This is a genomic window from Streptomyces sp. MMS24-W38 (genome assembly GCF_059889265.1).
The window spans coordinates 3,604,796-3,622,759 of record NZ_JCBCPP010000001.1; the positions used below are offsets into that span (position 1 = coordinate 3,604,796).

Below are 17,964 nucleotides of genomic sequence, written 5' to 3' on the forward strand. Positions count from 1 at the left end.
CGTGGCGTGCGGCTTCCGGCGGAACGCGGCACCGGCGCGCGGTGCCCGGGAACACCTGAGAACACTCGAGAACAACCGTCGGTGTAGGCCCAGCGCACGCGAACAGGTAGCGTGCGTATCTCAGCCATCCCGCAGAATGGATGGAGGCGCGCCCGAGCACGATCAGGCGTGGACGTCGACGCGGTCCTCCGGTCCGCTCCGTCCGCCCTCGCGCCGGGAGTGGCGCACTCGTGAGACGGCGTAGGAGAGAAGCGATACCTGTGAAGGCAGCGACAACGCGAAGCCGCACCCCCGACCGGCTGTGCGCCGAGGCCGTCGACCTCGCCCGCGCAGCAGCCGAGGAGGCCGCCGCGCCCGGGGTCGTCGGCGAACACGAAGGAATGCTCTCCGAGGGCGACCGGGTCGTCACCCACTACTTCGCGTGCGGTGAGCTCGGCTACCGCGGCTGGCGCTGGGCCGTCACCGTCGCCCGCGCCTCCCGCGCCAAGATCGTCACGGTGGACGAGGCGGTCCTGCTGCCCGGCCCCGACGCGATCCTCGCGCCGGAGTGGGTGCCGTGGAGCGAGCGGCTGCGTCCCGGCGACATGGGCCCCGGCGATCTGCTGCCCACCGACGCCGAGGACCTGCGGCTGGAGCCCGGCTTCTCCGGTGAGGACGCGCCGCCGCCGAACTCGCCGGTCTCCGGGGAGTTCGCCGAACTGGCGGAGGCCGAGGACGCGGACGTCACCGAGGGCACCCCGGCGCACCAGGTGACCGCCCCGGCCCGCGGTTCGATCGCGGCGGTCGCCGAGGAACTCGGCATGCGGCGCGCCCGGGTCCTGTCCCGCTACGGTCTGCACACCGCCGCCGACCGCTGGGAGGAGGCCTTCGGCGCCAAGACCCCGATGGCGCAGGCGGCCCCCGCGTCCTGTGTGTCCTGCGGCTTCCTCACCCCGATCGGCGGATCGCTCGGTCAGGCCTTCGGCGTGTGCGCCAACGAGTTCTCCCCGGCCGACGGCCGTGTCGTCTCCCTGTCCTACGGCTGCGGCGGCCACTCGGAGGCCGCGGTCATGCCCAAGCCGCCCCAGCCCGTCCCGCCCCGGATCGACGAGACCCGCGTCGACCCGTTCCCGCTGCGCCCGGCACCGGACTCCGGCTCGGTCCCGGTGACGGAGGACGCATCCTCGGCGGAACTGGGGCACTCGTAGGCGGTGACGCGAGCCACGATCGGCCTGGTTCGGGCGCGTACTGCCTTCATGGCCTCGTCCAGGAGGGCGCTCAGCTCCCGCAGGGCCTCCCGGGCGACGGCCGCGTCCTCGTGTTCCAGGTTGCTCCTGGCGCGGGCGTGACGGGTGGCGAGGTCGGGGCGTCGGGTGATCTCGATGTCCCGGGCCCAGGCCAGGACCCAGCTCCGCACGGGGTTGAGGGACTGCCACTCGGCGGCCTGGGCGAACGCCTCGTCCTTGGCTCGCTGCATCTTCGGCAGGCGGCCCGGGGCGACGACGGCGAGGGTGGCTCGCAGGGCGTCGGGGGTCTGCTCGGGACGTGGAGTCAGCTGAGGGCACCGGAGCTTGAGAAGTCGGGTTCCGGTGCCGTGATGGGCGATGCGGGCCCCCACGGTTCCGGGCCCGCACAACCGGCGGGAGGGGTGTCGTGCCGGGAACCGTGAGCAGTCAGGGGGAAAGTGTCATCTGGGCGCTCATGTGAGCGGCATATGGACAGATGTGGCCGAAGTGCTCACGCGTGCGGGCGGTGGTGTTCCGGTGGGGTGAGGCTCAGTTCGGCCCAGACGGTCTTGCGCGGGTAACGGCCCTCGGTCACGCCCCAGCGGTCGGCGAACGCGTCGACGAGCAGCAGGCCGCGCCCGGATTCGGCGTCGGGGGCGGGCGGTTGGGGCTGGGGAAGTCGTTCCCCGCGGGTGTCGGTGACCTCGATGCGGAGCGTGTCGGCGACGACGTATAGGGTGAGCTGGAAGTCGCGTCCCGGGACGCGACCGTGTGTGGTCGCGTTGACGGCCAGCTCCGCGATGATCTGGTGGGCGGGGCCCATCGGCAGCCCCCAGGAACGGAGCTGTTCCGCTCCGAGCAGGCGGGCGAGGCAGGCACCGCGTGGCGTGGGGGAGAACTGCACGCTGAAGTTGCGGACGGGGGTCGCGGGTTCGGCGGTTTTCTGGTTCACGTCACCCGGCGTGGCGGTACCTGCGTGCCGCGAGAGGTGACTCGGCGCGTGCGAACGGTCACTTTCCGGAGGTCGTCCGGTGCTGTCGAGGCTGTGCCGACGGTTGGTACGGGTAGGGCGTCGGGTGCGTCACGGACGGTTTCGAGGGAGAGGCGCGACATGACGGCGGTCGAGGCGGAGGCGGGAAAGCTCAAGAGCGAGGCCGACGAGCCGGGTTGGGAGGTGGACCCGGACGACGAGTGGGGCGTCGCGGTCACCACGACCGTCGGGCGGCAGTTGGAGCTGCGGCGCGAGGCGGTGGTGGGCGGTGAGCCACGAGGAGGTGCGCTCGATCGCCCATCTCCTGGGTCGGACCTGGAATCCGCGCTGGCCCGGGGCCTTGCGCACGATCTCCAGCTCGCGGCTGAGGATCATGCGTGACCACTCCACGAGGCGGCCGGTGAAGCCCTGGTCCGCCCAGATCTTCTGCACGCCCGGAAGGTCCAGGCGGGTCCACAGCAACGAACGCTTCGCGCCGTCGCGGTCCTGGATGTTCGCCGCGACCACGTGAACCGCCAGCAGCAGGCCCAGGGTGTCCGTGACGATGAACCGCTTGCGGCCCTTCACCTTCTTGCCCGCGTCGAAGCCCCGGGTACCGACGGGGACCGTATCGGCCGTGCGCACGGACTGCGAGTCGATCAGCCCGGCGCTCGGCTCCGCGGTACGGCCGTCGGCCTCGACGTCGATGCGGCGCCGTCGCCCACCTGGGACTCCGGGTCGACGCTCAGGTCGTTCTCGCCGAGGTCGAGTCAGCCGTCCAGCAGGAACTGCCGGACGGCTGACCGGAGGTCCGCCTCCGTGCGCGTGGCCTTGCGGTCGGCGAGCCGGGTGAGCAGCTTGTCCAGGTTGGTCTGCGGCGCTGTGGTCATCCACTCCCCCCTGATGAAACCGCGAGCGCCGGAGCGGTGACGCGGTGGAACCGGAAACAGCGGCCATTGTGCCGCAGGGCACCGACAACGAGGGCATGCCGGGCAACGGGCGACGCTGGACGGCGCACCCCGGCCGAGTGGTGGCCGAGACCCCTGCTACCCGGGGCGGCGGGGCCGCGGGGTCCGGGGCGTGCGTGGTCGCGTCCCGCGGAGGGGTACCTTCGGTCTCACGCCGATCGGGGCCGATGAGGAGAGTGACCGTGAGCATGTTCGTACGGCCTGCGGACGAGGGCGCCGACCCGTTCGGGACGGCGCGGCTGCGGCGTGGGGTGCTGGACGCCTGGGCCGCCAGTCCCGCCCGGTTCCGTGAGGACGCCAACGCCGAGGAGGATCTCGTCCTCGGCGGGTACCGGGACCGCCTCGTCGTCGAGCTGGCGCAGAACGCCGCCGACGCCGCCGCCCGCGCGGGGGTGCCGGGGCGGCTCCGGCTCACGTTGCGCGACGGGGTGCTCGTCGCCGCCAACACCGGTGCTCCACTGGACGCGGCCGGGGTCGAGTCGCTGTCCACCCTGCGGGCGTCCGCGAAGCGGGACGAGCCCGCCGGGGCCGTGGGCCGGTTCGGTGTCGGGTTCGCCGCCGTCCTCGCCGTCACCGACGAGCCCGCCCTCGTCGGCCGGCAGGGCGGGGTGCGGTGGTCGCTGGCCGAGGCCCGGGAGCTCGCCGGTGACAGCGCGGGGCACAGCGCCGGTCTCGGCGACGAGATCCGCCGCCGCGACGGGCACGTACCGCTGCTGCGCCTGCCCTTCGCCGCCGAGGGCACCGCCCCCGACCCGTACGACACCGCCGTCATCCTGCCGCTGCGCGACACGGCCGCCGCCGACCTGGCCGAGCGGCTGCTGCACGCGGTCGACGACGCCCTGCTGCTCGCCCTGCCCGGCCTGGAGGAGGTCGTCGTCGAGACCGGCGACGCCGAGCCCCGTACCGTGCGCCGGAGCGAGGAGGGCGCCCTCACCGTCGTCGCGGACTCACGCGACGGCACCACCCGCTGGCGCACCTCCGCCGCGCACGGGCTGCTCACCCCGGACCTGCTCGCCGACCGTCCCGTCGAGGAGCGGTTGCGGCCCCACTGGTCGGTCACCTGGGCCGTCCCCGTCGACCCCGACGGCAGTCCCGCCCGGCCCCGCACCAGCCCCGTCGTGCACGCCCCCACCCCGAGCGACGAGCCGCTCGGCGTCCCCGCCCTGCTCATCGCCTCCTTCCCGCTGGACTCCACCCGACGGCACGCCGCCCCCGGCCCGCTCACCGACTTCCTGGTGGAGCGCGCGGCCGACGCCTACGCCGGTCTCCTCGCGGAGTGGCATCCGGTGACCGCCGGGATCATCGACCTCGTGCCCGGCCCGCTCGGCAAGGGCGAACTGGACGGCGCCCTGCGCCGGGCGGTCCTCGGGCGGCTGCCCCGCACCTCCTTCCTGCCCCCCGCCGTCCCGCCGCGCGAGCAGGACGACGAATCCGGTCTGCCCGAGTCCCTGCGGCCCCGGGACGCCGAGATCGTCGAGGGCGCCGGGGCCGACACCGTGCGAGTACTCGCCGAGGTGCTGCCCACCCTGCTGCCCGCCGGGCTCGAGCGGCGGACGGAACTGCGCACCCTGGGCGTGGCCCGGGTCCCGCTGGCCGACGCGATCGACCGGCTCGCCGGGCTGGAGAAGGCGCCCGACTGGTGGCGGCGGCTGTACGAGAGCCTTGCCGGGGTCGACCCGGACCGGCTCTCCGGGCTGCCCGTGCCGCTCGCCGACCGGCGTACCACCATCGGCCCCCGGCAGGTGCTGCTGCCCGGCGCGGAGGCCGCCCGGATCGACCCCGAGGTGCTGGCCCGGCTCGGCCTCAAGGTCGCCCATCCGGACGCCGCGCACCCCCTGCTGGAGAAGCTCGGCGCCCTCCCGGCCACCCCGCGCGCGGTGCTCACCACCCCGCAGGTGCGGGCCGCCGTCGCCGCCTCCCTGGACGACGAGGGCTGTGTGAACTGGGAGGAGGAGGCGCCCGACGCCGAGGAACTCGCCGACACCGTGCTCGGCCTGGTGCGCGACGCCGGTCTCGAACCCGGTGACGAGCCCTGGCTGGGCGCCCTCGCCCTGCCCGACGAGGACGGCGAACTCTCCCCGGCCTGCGAACTGGTCTTCCCCGGCGGCCCCTTCGCCCGCGTCATGCGCGAAGGTGAACTCGCCTCCGTGGAAACCGAGTTGGCGCAGAAGTGGGGCGAGGCCCCACTGGCCGCCTGCGGCGTGCTGGTCGACTTCGCCCTCGTCCGTGCCACCGACGTCGTCCTCGACCCGGACGAACTCGAGCCGCGGGAAGGGGACTTCGCCGAACCCGACGACGCGGGCCTGCTCGACGCCGTGGACGTGTGGAGCGAGGACATCCTCGACCGCTTCCCCGACAGCCCGGTGCCGCCGGTCGCCACCGAGATCGTCGCCGTGCGCGACCTCGACCTCGTCGACGACGACCAGTGGCCCCGGGCCCTCGCCCTGCTCGCCCGCCCGCCGCTGCGCGACGCGCTCACCCAGCCGGTGCGCGTCCTGCTGCCCGACGGCACCCACGAGGTCGTCCGCCCGTACACCGCCTGGTGGCTGCGCGGGCACCCGGTGCTCGGCGGTCGCCGCCCGGCCGGTCTGCGCGCCGCCGGGAGCGACCCGCTGCTGCGCGGCCTGTACGACGAGGCCGATGCCACCGGCTTCGAGGACGAGCAGGTGCTGCGGGCGCTCGGGGTGCGCACCTCCGTGTCCGCGCTGCTCGACGAACCGGGCGGCGCGGCCGAACTCCTCGACCGCCTCGCCGACCCCGACCGCGCGGTCACCGCCGCCCAGCTGCACGCCCTCTACGGGGCGCTGGCCGACCTGGAGCCGGAACAGGTGACCCTGCCGGACGAGCTGCGCGCGGTGGTCGACGGCCGGGTCGAGGTGGTGGACGCCGCCGACGCGGTGGTCGTCGACTCGCCCGACCTGCTGCCGTTCACCGCGGGTGTGGCCCTGCTGCCCGTCCGCCCCTCGCGGGCGGCCGAGCTGGCCGAACTGTTCCAGGTGCGGCGGCTGAGCGAGTCCGTCACCGGGGAGGTCGGCTCCCAGGGCACCGAGTACGACGTGCCGGAGTCCGTGCGGGTGCTGCTCGGGTCGCGCACCCCGGCCACGTACGTCGAGCACGAGGAACTCGTCGTGGACGGCGTGGAGATCGACTGGCGCCTGACCGGCGACGGCGTGCTGCACGCCGCCACCCTGGAGGGCGTCGCCGCCGGACTGGCCTGGGCGGCCGGTGAGTGGCCGCGCCGCTTCGAGGTCGCGGCCCTGCTGGAGGACCCGTCCAGGACGGAGGAACTGGCGCGGGACCGCTGGTTCGACTGAACGCCCGTGGGGGGTGGGCCGGGGTCGCCCCCGGCCCACCCCCCCACGGGCGGACCTTTCGCCTGCCTCTGCCTCTGCCTCTACTTCTGCTCGGTGGGCGCCTGGGCGCCGGACTCCTGCGCGTACGCCTCGAGCTCGCGGGCGAGCGTCGCCGCGTCGTACGGGCCGGTGTGCCGGCGGTTGCCGATGAAGAACGTCGGGACCCCGCGGGCGCCGCTGGCCTCGGCGCTGGCGGCGTCCGCCCGTACCCGGTCGGCCGTCTTCTCGTCGTCGAGGTCGCGGAGGAACTTCTCGACGTCGAGTCCGAGGTCGGCGGCGTAGCCGGCGCTGTCCTCGTACTCGAGCTCGTCCTGGTGTTTGTAGAGCAGGCCGTGCATCTCCCAGAAGCGGCCCTGCAGACCGGCGGCCGTCGCCGCCCGTGCGGCGAGCTCGGCGTGCGGGTGCACGTCGGGCAGCGGCAGGTGCCGGAAGACGTAGCGGAACTGGTCACCGAAACGTTGCCGCAGTTCCTGGGTGACGCCGGTGGCGCGGGCGCAGAAGGGGCACTCGAAGTCGCCGTACTCCACCAGCGTGAGGGGCGCTTCGGGGGGCCCGAGGATGTGGTCCGTCTCCGGGTCGACCGGACGGTCCAGATAACGGGGCAGGTCCGCGTCGGTCTCCCCGCGCAGGACCGCGGCCAGATGGAACACGAGCCAGCCCCCGAGGGTGGAGAACAGGGCCGCCAGCAGGACACCGACGGTCGCCTCGGCACGGATCACCGGGTCGTGGAAGGCGAGTCCGACGATCAGCAGGGACACGGTGAAGCCGATCCCGGACAGGACACCGCCGCCCAGGACATGGCCCTGCCCCACCCCGGTCGGGAGCTTCCCGAGGCCGGTCCGGGTGCCGAGGTAGGCGCCACCCCAGATACCGACCAGCTTTCCGACGACGAGACCCACGACCACGGCCCAGGTGACGAAGGAGGTCAGGGCGTTGGTGAGGACGCCGCCACGCAGGTCGACACCGGCGTTGGCCAGCGCGAACACCGGGACGATGACGTAGCTGGACCAGGGGTGGAGCACCGTCTGGAGCCGCTCGTTGACGGAGACGGCCTGCTGGAGCCCCCTGCGTGCCGTCTTGCCGACGTCCGCGAGGGGAGACTGACGGAAGGCGCGGAAGAGCCGTGCGGCCTGTTCCACTCCCTCGCGCGAGGGGTTCCGGGCGGGGATCAGGAGGCCGCCGAGCATGCCGGCGATGGAGGCGTGCAGACCGGCCTGGAGGGTGGCGAGCCACATCACGAGGACGATCAGGACGTACGGGGCCGCCTGCCAGACGCCGAAGCGGGTCAGCGCGGACAGCACCACGCCCAGGAGGAGCGCGACGATCAGCTCCGGCACACTGACGCTGCCGGAGTAGACCACGCCGATCACGGTGACGGCCACGATGTCGTCGATGACGGTGATGGCCAGCAGGAAGACGCGCAGCTGCGTGACGAACCGCGGGCCCACGATGGCGAGCGCGCCCAGCATGAACGCCGTGTCGGTGCCGATGACCACGCCCCAGCCCATGGCGGCGTCGCCCCCGGGCGCGATCGCCAGGTACAGCAGGACGGGCACGAGCATGCCGCCGATCCCGGCGAGGAGCGGGATCATGAGCCGGCTGCGGCTGTTCAGCTCCCCGACGGAGACCTCGTAACGCACCTCCAGGCCGATGATGAAGAAGAAGAGGGCCATCAGCCCGTCGTTGACCCAGTGCCCCAGGTCCATCGACAGCTCGGCTTTGCCGAGGGAGAGGGACAGGTCGGTGGCCCAGAACGATGTGTACGAGTCCGACCAGGGCGAGTTCGCCCAGATCAGGGCCACCGCGACGGCTATCAGGAGCAGACCGGCGCTGCCGGCCTCGGTCTCCATGAAGGAACGCACGCGGGTGGAGAGCTGCCCACCCAGTGAGCGCCGCTTCGCCCGGGACTGCGTGTCCGGAGTCTTCGTCGCGCTCATCACTGAATCACGGTACCCGTCCGCATGGCGGACAAGGCCTGGGAATGGTGCTGACAGGGGTTGTCGCGGGCGGGTGTGATCATGCGGGACCCTCCTTCGGGTTCTTCAGATGCTTCTGGCCTTTCGGGCTCTGCGTGCGGCGCGCGGCGGCCGGGACCTTGATCTTCAAGAATCGCACACAGGTTTTCGATTGCCCGTACAACCATTCACCGGTGTCATGTATCTGATCAGTTGAGTCAACAGACTCCAAGGTCACTCGGGCCCCGGAAGTGACGACGAGCCGTTGGGAACGACGACCATCGGGGCCCCTTCTCCACATGGGGAATGCATGCGTATTCGAGCCACCGCCGTCGCCGCAGTCTCCGGCGCCCTGGCCCTGTCCGCCCTCGCCGCCCCGGCCGCACAGGCCGACGGCCCCTCGTTCCGTGAGAAGGCCGCCTCCGCGTTCGCGTCCGCGCACGGGGCGTCCGCCCGGTCCACGTTCAGCACCGTCGCCGTCATCGGCGACCTCGATGTCTCCTTCTCGAACTTCAAGATCGCCACGGCGGTCAAGGTCGGTACGACGAACAAGGTCTCCACCACGGTGACCTACAAGATCACGCACGGCGCCGACGTGGACATCAAGTCCGAGGACTTCGACACCGGTCCCTACATCTACAAGGGCTCTTTCGAAGCCCCGGTCAACCTCCTGCTCGGCGACTACGCGGCGAAATGCACCGCGACCTCGTCCACCACCGCCAACTGCACGGGCAAGATCGACATCTACCCGGCCTACGGAGAGCTGATCAACTCCGACGCCGGTACCTGGAAGGGCGGCGCCCTGGCCCTGAACTACGAGACGGAGCAGTACGCCGACGAGGGTGCCCTCGGCACCACCAAGGTCCAGCGCTACTCCAAGCTGACCGTCAACGCCTCTCCCGAGCCGGTCAAGAAGGGCAAGACCATCACGGTCACCGGCAAGCTGACCCGCGCCAACTGGGAGACCAACAAGTACGCCGGCTACACGAACCAGTCGGTGAAGCTGCAGTTCCGCAAGAAGAACTCCAGCACCTACACCACCGTCAAGACCATCAAGACCAACTCGACGGGCAACCTGAAGACCACGGTCAAGGCCTCCGTCGACGGCTACCACCGCTACAACTTCGAGGGCACCTCGACCACCCCGGCCGTCAAGGCCGCCGGTGACTTCGTCGACGTGAAGTAAGCCGCGTCCGGCTGGTCGCGCGGTTCACCGAGGCGCCCTACAAGGGCGCGGGGAACTGCGCGACCAGCCCCCACCGGCCCGCAGGGAAACCGACGGCCGATGTTCCCTGCCGAGCCGAGCGCTAAGCGGAAACGCGGTCCACCCGTCTCCACAGGAACTCCAGGACGGCCGCCGCCACCACCGCGATGCCGACCGCGATCCACGGCATCGTCATCCCCACCAGCCTCAGCGCGAAGAACTCCTGCAGCCGCGGCACGACCAGCACCAGCAGGAACCCCGCGGCCATCGTCGCCACCAGCCCGATCCGCCACCAGGTGTAGGGCCGGGCGATGATCGCCAGCACCCACAGCGAGATCAGGAACAGCGTCAGCGTCGCCGCGCTCGTCTCCGCCTCCAACGCCCCCTCACCGCTGTAGTGGTGGCGGGCGAGCAGATACGTGGCGAACGTCGCCAGCGCGGCCAGCACCCCGCCCGGGACCGCGTACCGCATGACCCGCCGTACGAAGTTCGGCCGGGCCCGCTCCTTGTTGGGGGCGAGGGCCAGGAAGAACGCCGGGACGCCGATGGTGAGCGTGGACAGCAGGGTCAGATGGCGCGGCAGGAACGGGTACTCCACCTGCCAGCACACCACCAGCACCGCCAGCAGCACCGAGTAGACGGTCTTCACCAGGAACAGCGTCGCGACCCGGGTGATGTTGCCGATCACCCGCCGCCCCTCGGCCACCACCGACGGCAGGGCGGCGAAACTGTTGTTCAGCAGCACGATCTGCGCGACCGCCCGCGTGGCCTCCGAACCGGAGCCCATCGCCACCCCGATGTCGGCGTCCTTCAGTGCCAGCACGTCGTTCACCCCGTCGCCGGTCATGGCGACCGTGTGCCCGCGCGACTGGAGCGCGCCCACCATGTCCCGCTTCTGCTGCGGGCCGACCCGCCCGAACACCGTGCCCCGGTCCAGCGCCTCGGCCATCTCGTCCGGCTCGGCGGGCAGCCGGCGCGCGTCGACCGTCGTACCGCTCAGCCCCAGCTTGGCCGCGACCGCGCCGACCGACACGGCGTTGTCGCCGGAGATGACCTTGGCGCGGACGTTCTGCTCGGAGAAGTACCGCAGGGTGTCGGCCGCGTCCGGCCGCAGCCGCTGCTCCAGCACCACCAGCGCGGCCGGGCGGACACCCTTGGCCGCGTCCGGGTCGTCCACGTCCACGTCGCGCTCGGCGCGGGCGAGCAGCAGCACCCGCAGCCCCTGCTCGTTCAGCCGCGTAGTTTGGGCCAGGGCCGGGTCGTCGGCGTCCAGCAGCACATCGGGCGCCCCGAGCAGCCAGGTGACGGGCGGTTGCCCGGTGCCCTCGTCGAGGGTGGCGCCGCTGTACTTGCGGGCCGAGGAGAACGGCAGGGTGTCGGTGCAGCGCCAGTCCCCGGCGTCCGGGTAGGCGTCGACGATCGCCCGGAGGGACGCGTTCGGCCGCGGATCGGACGCGCCGAGGGCCCCCAGCACCTTCCGTACGTACGTCTCGTCGCCGCCGTCGAGCAGCCGCAGTCCGGTGACGTCCATGCCGCCCTCGGTGAGGGTGCCGGTCTTGTCCAGGCAGACCGTGTCGACGCGGGCCAGTCCCTCGATGGCGGGCAGTTCCTGCACCAGGCACTGCTTGCGCCCCAGCCGGACGACCCCGATGGCGAAGGCCACCGAGGTGAGCAGCACCAGCCCCTCGGGCACCATCGGCACGATCCCGCCGACCGTGCGGGCGATGGAGTCGCCCAGCTCGTTGTGATTCACGACCAGCTGGCTGATGATCAGCCCGGTCGCGGTCGGGATCATCATCCACGTCACGTACTTGAGGATCGTGGAGATGCCCGAGCGCAGCTCGGAGTGGACCAGCGTGAACCGGGACGCCTCCTCGGCGAGCTGCGCCGCGTACGCCTCGCGTCCCACCCTGGTCGCCTGGAAGGAACCGCCGCCCGCGACCACGAAGCTTCCGGACATGAGCCGGTCCCCGGGCTGTTTGACCACGGGATCGGCCTCGCCGGTGAGCAGCGACTCGTCGATCTCCAGCGCGTCCGCCTCGGCGCACACCCCGTCGACGACGACCTTGTCGCCCGGCCCGATCTCGATCAGGTCGTCCAGCACGATCTCGGACGTGCCGATCTTTGCCGCCGCCCCGTCCCGGCGCACCGTGGGCCGCACCTCGCCGATCAGCGCCAGTGAGTCCAGGGTCTTCTTCGCCCGCCACTCCTGGACGATGCCGATCCCGGTGTTGGCGAGGATCACGAAGCCGAACAGGCTGTCCTGGATGGGCGCGACGGCCAGCATGATCACCCAGAGGACGCCGATGATCGCGTTGAACCGGGTGAAGACGTTCGCGCGGACGATCTCGATCATGGACCGGCTGCTGCGCGCCGGCACGTCGTTGACCTGCCCGAGGGCCACCCGCCGCGCCACCTCCGCGGCGGTCAGGCCGGTCACCGGCGAGGTGACGGTGCCGGGCTGCGTGGCCCCTGCCTGGGGGTCCGCGTCGAGAGGCGTCATGCAGTCGACGGTACGTGCGGTTTCACGGCTTCACCCACCGGATACGAGGAAGATCCGACCAGGGGAGGAGATACGCGGGGCGGCCGTAGTTCCGTGGTCGTACAGGAGCGGTGAGGGGTCAGTCGGCCGACGACGGGGAGGAGGCGCCCGAGGGGCCGCCGGCCGGTTCCGTCTCCACCGTCTCCGCTGTCTCCACCGACTGTGCCGACTCCGTACCCCGCGCGGCCGCCGCGGCCTGGGCGCGCTTGATCGCGGCGTCGCGCCGGCGGACGTACCAGATGCCGATGAACCCGAGCCCGCCGCCGGCCAGGCAGGTCCACAGCCACCAGGTGTGGCCGTGCTCGTCGAACCAGCCGTAGAAGGGCAGCTGCACCAGGAAGAGGGCGAACCAGATGATCGTGCCGCCGACGATGGTGGCGACCACGGGGCCCTCCAGGGGCTCCGGCGCCTCGTGCTTGGGGGTCCCCGTGAACCAACGCGAGAGACCCGAGAAGAAAGCGGCCATGCGGACAGCTTACGAGGGCGGACGGGGGTGAGGTTCGCCGCATCGGGCCGCAGGTGTCTACGCGCGGAGATAGCGTGGATGTCGTTATATCTTCATACTGAATCTGTTTGTCTCTGGCCAGTTCTGCTCGTAGGAAACACCAAAGGGCTTTGATGGAAGTCCGACGGTGATGAGGTTCTGCATGTCCACGTCGGCCCCCAGTAAGGCCCCCACGCCCGACCAGCCGGGGCCCGCGCCCGCGCGCGGCGCACTCGACCGCTACTTCAAGATCTCCGAGCGGGGCAGCAGCCTGCCCCGCGAGATCCGTGGCGGATTCGCCACCTTCTTCGCGATGGCCTACATCATCGTGCTGAACCCGATCATCCTCGGCAGCGCGAAGGACATGTACGGCAACCAGCTCGACAACGGTCAGCTGGTCACTGCGACCGCCCTGACGGCGGCGTTCACCACGCTGCTCATGGGCGTCATCGGCAACGTGCCGATCGCGCTGGCCGCCGGCCTCGGCGTGAACTCGGTCGTCGCCCTCCAGCTCGCCCCGCGCATGTCGTGGCCCGACGCGATGGGCATGGTGGTGCTGGCAGGCTTCGTCGTCATGCTGCTGGTCGCCACCGGTCTGCGCGAGCGCGTGATGAACGCCGTCCCGTACGGCCTGCGCAAGGCCATCGCCATCGGTATCGGCCTGTTCATCATGCTGATCGGCCTGGTCGACTCCGGTTTCGTCTCCCGGATCCCGGACGCCGCCCAGACCACCGTCCCGCTCCAGCTCGGCACCGGCGGTCACCTCACCGGCTGGCCGGTCCTCGTCTTCGTCCTCGGCGCGTTGCTCACGCTGGCGCTGATCGTGCGCAAGGTGCCCGGCGCGATCCTCATCTCGATCGTCGCGATGACGGTCCTCGCCGTGGTCATCAACGCCGTGGCCGACATCCCCTCCTGGGGCCTGACGAACCCGACCTGGCCCGGCAACCCCGTCGCCACCCCCGACTTCGGCCTGATCGGCGAGGTCAGCCTGTTCGGCGGCTTCGCCAAGGTCGGCGTGCTGACCGGCGTCCTGTTCGTCTTCACCGTGCTGCTGTCGTGCTTCTTCGACGCGATGGGCACGATCATGGGCGTCTCCGACGAGGCCAAGCTGACCGACGCCGACGGCCAGATGCCCGGCATCAACAAGGTCCTGTTCATCGACGGTGTCGGGGTCGCCGCGGGCGGTGTCGGCTCCGCCTCCGCCACCACCGCCTTCGTGGAGTCCACGGCCGGCGTCGGCGAGGGCGCGCGCACCGGCTTCGCGAACGTCGTCACCGGCGGGCTGTTCGCCGTCGCGCTGTTCCTCACGCCCGTCGCCACGATGGTGCCGTCCCAGGCGGCCACCCCGGCGCTGTTCGCGGTCGGTTTCCTGATTCTGGCGGGCTCGATCAAGGAGATCGACTGGGCGGATTACACGATCGCCATCCCGGCCTTCGTGACCATGGTGATGATGCCCTTCACCTACTCGATCACCAACGGCATCGGTATGGGCTTCATCGCCTTCGTGCTGCTGCGCCTGGCGGCCGGGCGCAGCCGGGAGGTCCCGGCGGCGATGTACGCGGTGTCGGCGGTCTTCGCCTTCTACTACCTGATGCCGGCGCTGGGTCTGACCTGACCCGGCCCGGCCTGCCCCGACCGGCTCGGTACGGGCTCAGGTGACGCCGTAGAACTTCTCCGTCTCCTCGACGGCGGTCTGGAACCGCTGGTCGAAGTCATCGCGAATGAGCGTCTGGACGACATAGTCCTGGACGCTCATTCCGCGTTTGGCGGCATGGCTCCGGAGTCTTTCGAGCAGTTCCTGGTCCATGCGCAGGCTGAGTACGTCGGTCCCCATGGGCATGAGCCTTGCCGCACTCTCCGGCCCGGTGTGCCCTGTTCCACGCAGAGATCACCCGTACGAGTGATCTATGGCCTGCTCCATGGCCTGCTCTGTGGCGCGATTGCGGCATGACCGCGGCACGAGTGGCCGACCTCACGGGCGCGGGCGGAGTTCGAGCGCGCCCCGACCAGTCATTTAGCGAGAGTAATGAGTTATGCTAAAGAACATGCCGGACCTCAGCCATGGCGACGACGCGGCCGCCGTCAACGCCCTTCGATCCGCCGTGATGCGACTGTCCCGTCGACTCAGGCACCAGCGTGTCGACGAGTCGCTCAGCCCCACCGAGATGTCGGTGCTGGGCACTCTGGCCCGCTGCGGCCAAGCCACCCCGGGCGAGCTCGCCCGCAAGGAACACGTCCAGCCGCCCTCGATGACCCGCATCGTGGCCCTGCTGGAGGGCAAGGGGCTGGTCCGGCTGGAGCCGCACCCCGACGACCGGCGGCAGAAGGTCGTGACGCAGACCGAACAGGCCGAGGCGATGCTCGCCGAGAGCCGACGCAGGCGGAACGTCTTCCTGGCCACCCTCGCCGAGGAACTCGACGAGGACGAATGGGCGAAACTCCGTGCCGCCGCCCCCGTGCTGGAGAAGCTCGCGCACATCTAGGAACTCAGCAGCTGTCGCTAGGAGGCGAACCTTGAGTACGGGACCCGGAGCAGACTCCGCCCCCGGACCGGACACCCACGACATCACCACCGGCGGTGACACGCCGCCCAACCCCGAAAAGCCGGGGCGGAACATCCGCAGGTCCCGGATGTTCTCCTCGCTGCGGGTCAGGAACTACCGCCTGTTCTTCATCGGCCAGGTCGTCTCCAACATCGGCACCTGGATGCAGCGCATCGCCCAGGACTGGCTGGTGCTCACCCTCACCGCCTCCTCGGCCGCCGTCGGTATCACCACGGCCCTGCAGTTCCTGCCGATGCTGCTGTTCGGCCTGTACGGCGGTGTCCTCGTGGACCGCCTGCGCAAGCGCCCCACGCTGCTCGTCACCCAGTCGGCGATGGCCCTCACCTCGCTGGCGCTCGCCGCCCTCACCCTCACCGGACAGGTCGAGGTCTGGCACGTCTACGTCGCCGCCTTCGTCACCGGTCTGGCGACGGTGGTCGACAACCCCGCCCGCCAGTCCTTCGTCGCCGAGCTGGTCGGCCCCGGGCAGCTGCAGAACGCGGTCAGCCTGAACTCCGCGAACTTCCAGTCCGCCCGCCTGGTCGGCCCCGCCGTCGCGGGCCTGCTGATCACCGGCGTCGGCACGGGCTGGGCGTTCCTCCTCAACGGCCTGTCCTTCATCGCGCCGCTGGCCGGCCTGATGATGATGCGGGCCCGCGAACTGCACGCCGTCACGCCGTCCCCGCGCGGCAAGGGGCAGCTGCGGGAGGGGCTGCGCTATGTCGCGGGCCGGCCCGATCTGGTCTGGCCGATCGTCCTGGTCGGTTTCATCGGCACGTTCGCCTTCAACTTCCCCGTCTACCTCTCGGCCTTCGCCGACGACGTCTTCCACGGGGGCGCGGGCGCCTACAGCCTGTTCAACACCCTGATGGCGGTCGGTTCCCTGGCCGGCGCCCTGCTCGCCGCCCGGCGCGGCACGGCCCGCCTGCGGCTGCTGATCCTGGCCGCGCTGGCCTTCGGCGGACTGGAGATCGTGGCGGCCGGGGCACCCACCCTGTGGCTGTTCGCCCTGCTCATGATCCCGATCGGCCTGTTCGCCATGACGGTCAACGTCACCACCAACACCAGCATCCAGATGTCCACCGACCCGGCCGTACGCGGTCGCGTCATGGCCCTGTACATGATGGTCTTCCTCGGCGGCGCGCCCGTCGGCGCCCCGATCGTCGGCTGGATCACCGACACCTACGGCGCCCGTCTCGGCTTCGCGACGGGCGGTGCCGTCGCGGTCCTCGCCGCCGCCGTGATCGGCCTGATCCTGGCCCGCGTCGGCAACCTGCGCCTGACGGTCGGCTGGACCGGGGGCCACCCCCGGGTGCGGTTCGTGCCGAGGGATCGGCAACGGGAGCTGACGGCGGTGGCCTGACGGCCGGACCCACCGCCCCGACGAGTTCCCCCGCGGTCAGTTGCGGGGGAACTCGTCGGTCTTGAGCACCAGACCGACGGCCGTCCCGGTCAGGTCGACCTCCTCACCGAAGGGAAGCCGGACCGCCCCGCGGTACGTGCCGTCCTTCGGCAGGGTGTGCAGGTGCCACTCGCCGGTGTACGGGTCCACGATCAGGTACACGGGCACGCCGGCGGTGGCGTAGGCGTCCTTCTTCGGCCCGTAGTCGTTGGCGCCGGTCTCCTCGGAGATCACCTCGGCGACGAATTCGACGTCCGCGCAGCTCCACAGCCCTTCGGCGTTCTTGTCGGAGCCTTCGGCCATCAACGTGACATCGGAGGCGAAGCCGTTGAGGTACCCCGGGTAGTCGATGCGGACGTCGCACTTCACGCGCTTGCGTGGGTACTCGGCGCGCAGCTGGTCGTAAATGTTCGCGATGATGTCCCAGTGGGTGTCCCGCTGAGGCGCCATGAAGATGTTCCCCCCGACGATTTCGACCTTGTGACCCTCGGGGACGGGCATCGTCTCCAACCACTCGAACATCATGTCGAGGGTGGGTTCGCCGTTGCTGTCGGCCATCTTGATCCTGTCGTCAAGGACGGTCATCGTGGCGCTCCTCCCCGGCTGAGCCCCGGACGGGTGCGGCCGCGCGGTACAACGATACGCACGGTGACCGGGACACGCGTGGGCGTACACGCGTTCCCCGGTGAGACTGGAGGCATGAGACTCTTCGCCGCCGTGGTGCCGCCCGAGGACGTGATCCGTGAGCTTGCCGTCGAGGTCGAGGAGCTGCGGCGGCTGCCCGGCGCGGACGCCCTGCGCTGGACCGGCCGGCCTGGCTGGCACTTCACGCTCGCCTTCTACGGTGAGGTCGACGACGACCTCGCCCCCGAACTGACCGCCCGCCTGGAGCGGGCCGCGTCCCGGAGCGAGCCCTTCGGGTTGGCGCTGTGCGGTGGTGGTCAGTTCGGCCACGGACGGGCCCTGTGGACCGGGGCGGACGGTGACCTGCACACCCTGAGCCTGCTCGCCGACCGTACGGAGGCGGCGGGGCGCAAGGCGGGCGTGGCGATGGGGGAGCACCGCCGCTACAAGGCCCACCTGACGCTGGCCCGCAGCCGGACCGGCGCCGACGTACGGCCGTACGTGGAGGCCCTGGGGCGGTTCCGGAGCCGTGCCTGGACCGTGGGCGAGCTGGCACTGGTGCGCAGCAACCTGCCGAGGTCGGGGGTGCCGGGCGAGCAGCCGCGTTACGAGGTGGTCGCGCGCCGGCCACTCGGGGCGGCCGGTTAGGCTCGAAGGCGTGGACCCGAAAACCCGGAACCGGATCATGGCCGGTGCGCTCGTACTGATGTTCGT

At 71.2% G+C, this 17,964-nt stretch carries 13 protein-coding genes and 2 pseudogenes; 8 read left to right on the top strand and 7 right to left on the bottom strand.

Annotation, left to right across the window (positions count from 1 at the left end; genetic code table 11):
* Positions 1-260: 260 nt before the first annotated feature.
* Positions 261-1,187 (top strand): DUF3027 domain-containing protein, encoded by a 927-nt coding sequence (locus AC6F7H_RS15380; protein WP_500757541.1) that lies wholly within the window; start codon positions 261-263, stop codon positions 1,185-1,187.
* 529 nt (positions 1,188-1,716) lie between these two features.
* Here the strand turns inward: AC6F7H_RS15380 and AC6F7H_RS15385 are convergent.
* Positions 1,717-2,157, bottom strand: a complete 441-nt coding sequence (locus tag AC6F7H_RS15385) for an ATP-binding protein (protein WP_500757542.1) — start codon at positions 2,155-2,157, stop codon at positions 1,717-1,719.
* Positions 2,158-2,316: 159 nt separating this feature from the next.
* Between AC6F7H_RS15385 and AC6F7H_RS15390 the strand changes: the two are divergent.
* Positions 2,317-2,457: pseudogene (locus AC6F7H_RS15390) on the top strand (transcriptional regulator); the annotation flags it as partial.
* Between the two features lie 15 nt (positions 2,458-2,472).
* Here AC6F7H_RS15390 and AC6F7H_RS15395 read toward each other — a convergent pair.
* Positions 2,473-2,949: pseudogene (locus AC6F7H_RS15395) on the bottom strand (transposase); the annotation flags it as partial.
* Positions 2,950-3,325: 376 nt separating this feature from the next.
* On the opposite strand from AC6F7H_RS15395, the gene AC6F7H_RS15400 reads away from it, so the two are divergent.
* On the top strand, positions 3,326-6,457 hold the full coding sequence (locus AC6F7H_RS15400; protein WP_500757543.1) for a sacsin N-terminal ATP-binding-like domain-containing protein: 3,132 nt from the start codon (positions 3,326-3,328) through the stop codon (positions 6,455-6,457).
* Between the two features lie 80 nt (positions 6,458-6,537).
* Here AC6F7H_RS15400 and nhaA read toward each other — a convergent pair whose 3' ends face one another.
* Complete coding sequence (nhaA, locus tag AC6F7H_RS15405) at positions 6,538-8,433, bottom strand: Na+/H+ antiporter NhaA (RefSeq protein WP_500757544.1); 1,896 nt, start codon at positions 8,431-8,433, stop codon at positions 6,538-6,540.
* Between the two features lie 328 nt (positions 8,434-8,761).
* Between nhaA and AC6F7H_RS15410 the strand changes: the two genes are divergently transcribed.
* Positions 8,762-9,637 carry a hypothetical protein gene (locus AC6F7H_RS15410; RefSeq protein ID WP_500757545.1) on the top strand — a complete coding sequence of 292 codons (876 nt, stop codon included), beginning with the start codon at positions 8,762-8,764 and terminating at the stop codon, positions 9,635-9,637.
* Between the two features lie 121 nt (positions 9,638-9,758).
* Here the strand turns inward: AC6F7H_RS15410 and AC6F7H_RS15415 are convergent, their stop codons facing one another.
* A complete protein-coding gene (locus tag AC6F7H_RS15415; RefSeq protein WP_500757546.1) occupies positions 9,759-12,158 on the bottom strand; it encodes an HAD-IC family P-type ATPase in 2,400 nt (799 codons plus the stop codon).
* A gap of 118 nt (positions 12,159-12,276) precedes the next feature.
* The gene (locus AC6F7H_RS15420; RefSeq protein ID WP_500757547.1) at positions 12,277-12,663 is read right to left on the bottom strand and encodes a DUF2530 domain-containing protein; all 387 of its coding nucleotides are present in this window, start codon (positions 12,661-12,663) and stop codon (positions 12,277-12,279) included.
* 181 nt (positions 12,664-12,844) lie between these two features.
* Here AC6F7H_RS15420 and AC6F7H_RS15425 point away from each other — a divergent pair, with 181 nt between their 5' ends.
* On the top strand, positions 12,845-14,296 hold the full coding sequence (locus AC6F7H_RS15425) for an NCS2 family permease (RefSeq protein ID WP_500757548.1): 1,452 nt from the start codon (positions 12,845-12,847) through the stop codon (positions 14,294-14,296).
* Between the two features lie 36 nt (positions 14,297-14,332).
* On the opposite strand, the gene AC6F7H_RS15430 is transcribed toward AC6F7H_RS15425, so the two are convergent.
* Entirely contained in the window at positions 14,333-14,515 is a 183-nt protein-coding gene (locus AC6F7H_RS15430) for a ribbon-helix-helix protein, CopG family (RefSeq protein ID WP_109379380.1), read from the bottom strand.
* A gap of 211 nt (positions 14,516-14,726) precedes the next feature.
* On the opposite strand from AC6F7H_RS15430, the gene AC6F7H_RS15435 reads away from it, so the two are divergent.
* Both AC6F7H_RS15435 and AC6F7H_RS15440 read left to right on the top strand, forming a co-directional pair.
* Positions 14,727-15,164: a MarR family winged helix-turn-helix transcriptional regulator gene (locus AC6F7H_RS15435; protein WP_363034199.1), complete on the top strand. Its 438-nt coding sequence runs from the start codon at positions 14,727-14,729 to the stop codon at positions 15,162-15,164.
* A gap of 31 nt (positions 15,165-15,195) precedes the next feature.
* Positions 15,196-16,587, top strand: a complete 1,392-nt coding sequence (locus AC6F7H_RS15440; protein ID WP_500757549.1) for an MFS transporter — start codon at positions 15,196-15,198, stop codon at positions 16,585-16,587.
* Positions 16,588-16,623: 36 nt separating this feature from the next.
* On the opposite strand, the gene AC6F7H_RS15445 is transcribed toward AC6F7H_RS15440, so the two are convergent.
* Complete coding sequence (locus AC6F7H_RS15445) at positions 16,624-17,211, bottom strand: Uma2 family endonuclease (RefSeq protein WP_500757550.1); 588 nt, start codon at positions 17,209-17,211, stop codon at positions 16,624-16,626.
* A gap of 114 nt (positions 17,212-17,325) precedes the next feature.
* Between AC6F7H_RS15445 and thpR the strand changes: the two genes are divergently transcribed.
* A complete protein-coding gene (gene thpR / locus AC6F7H_RS15450) occupies positions 17,326-17,898 on the top strand; it encodes an RNA 2',3'-cyclic phosphodiesterase (protein ID WP_500757551.1) in 573 nt (190 codons plus the stop codon).
* Positions 17,899-17,964 lie beyond the last annotated feature (66 nt).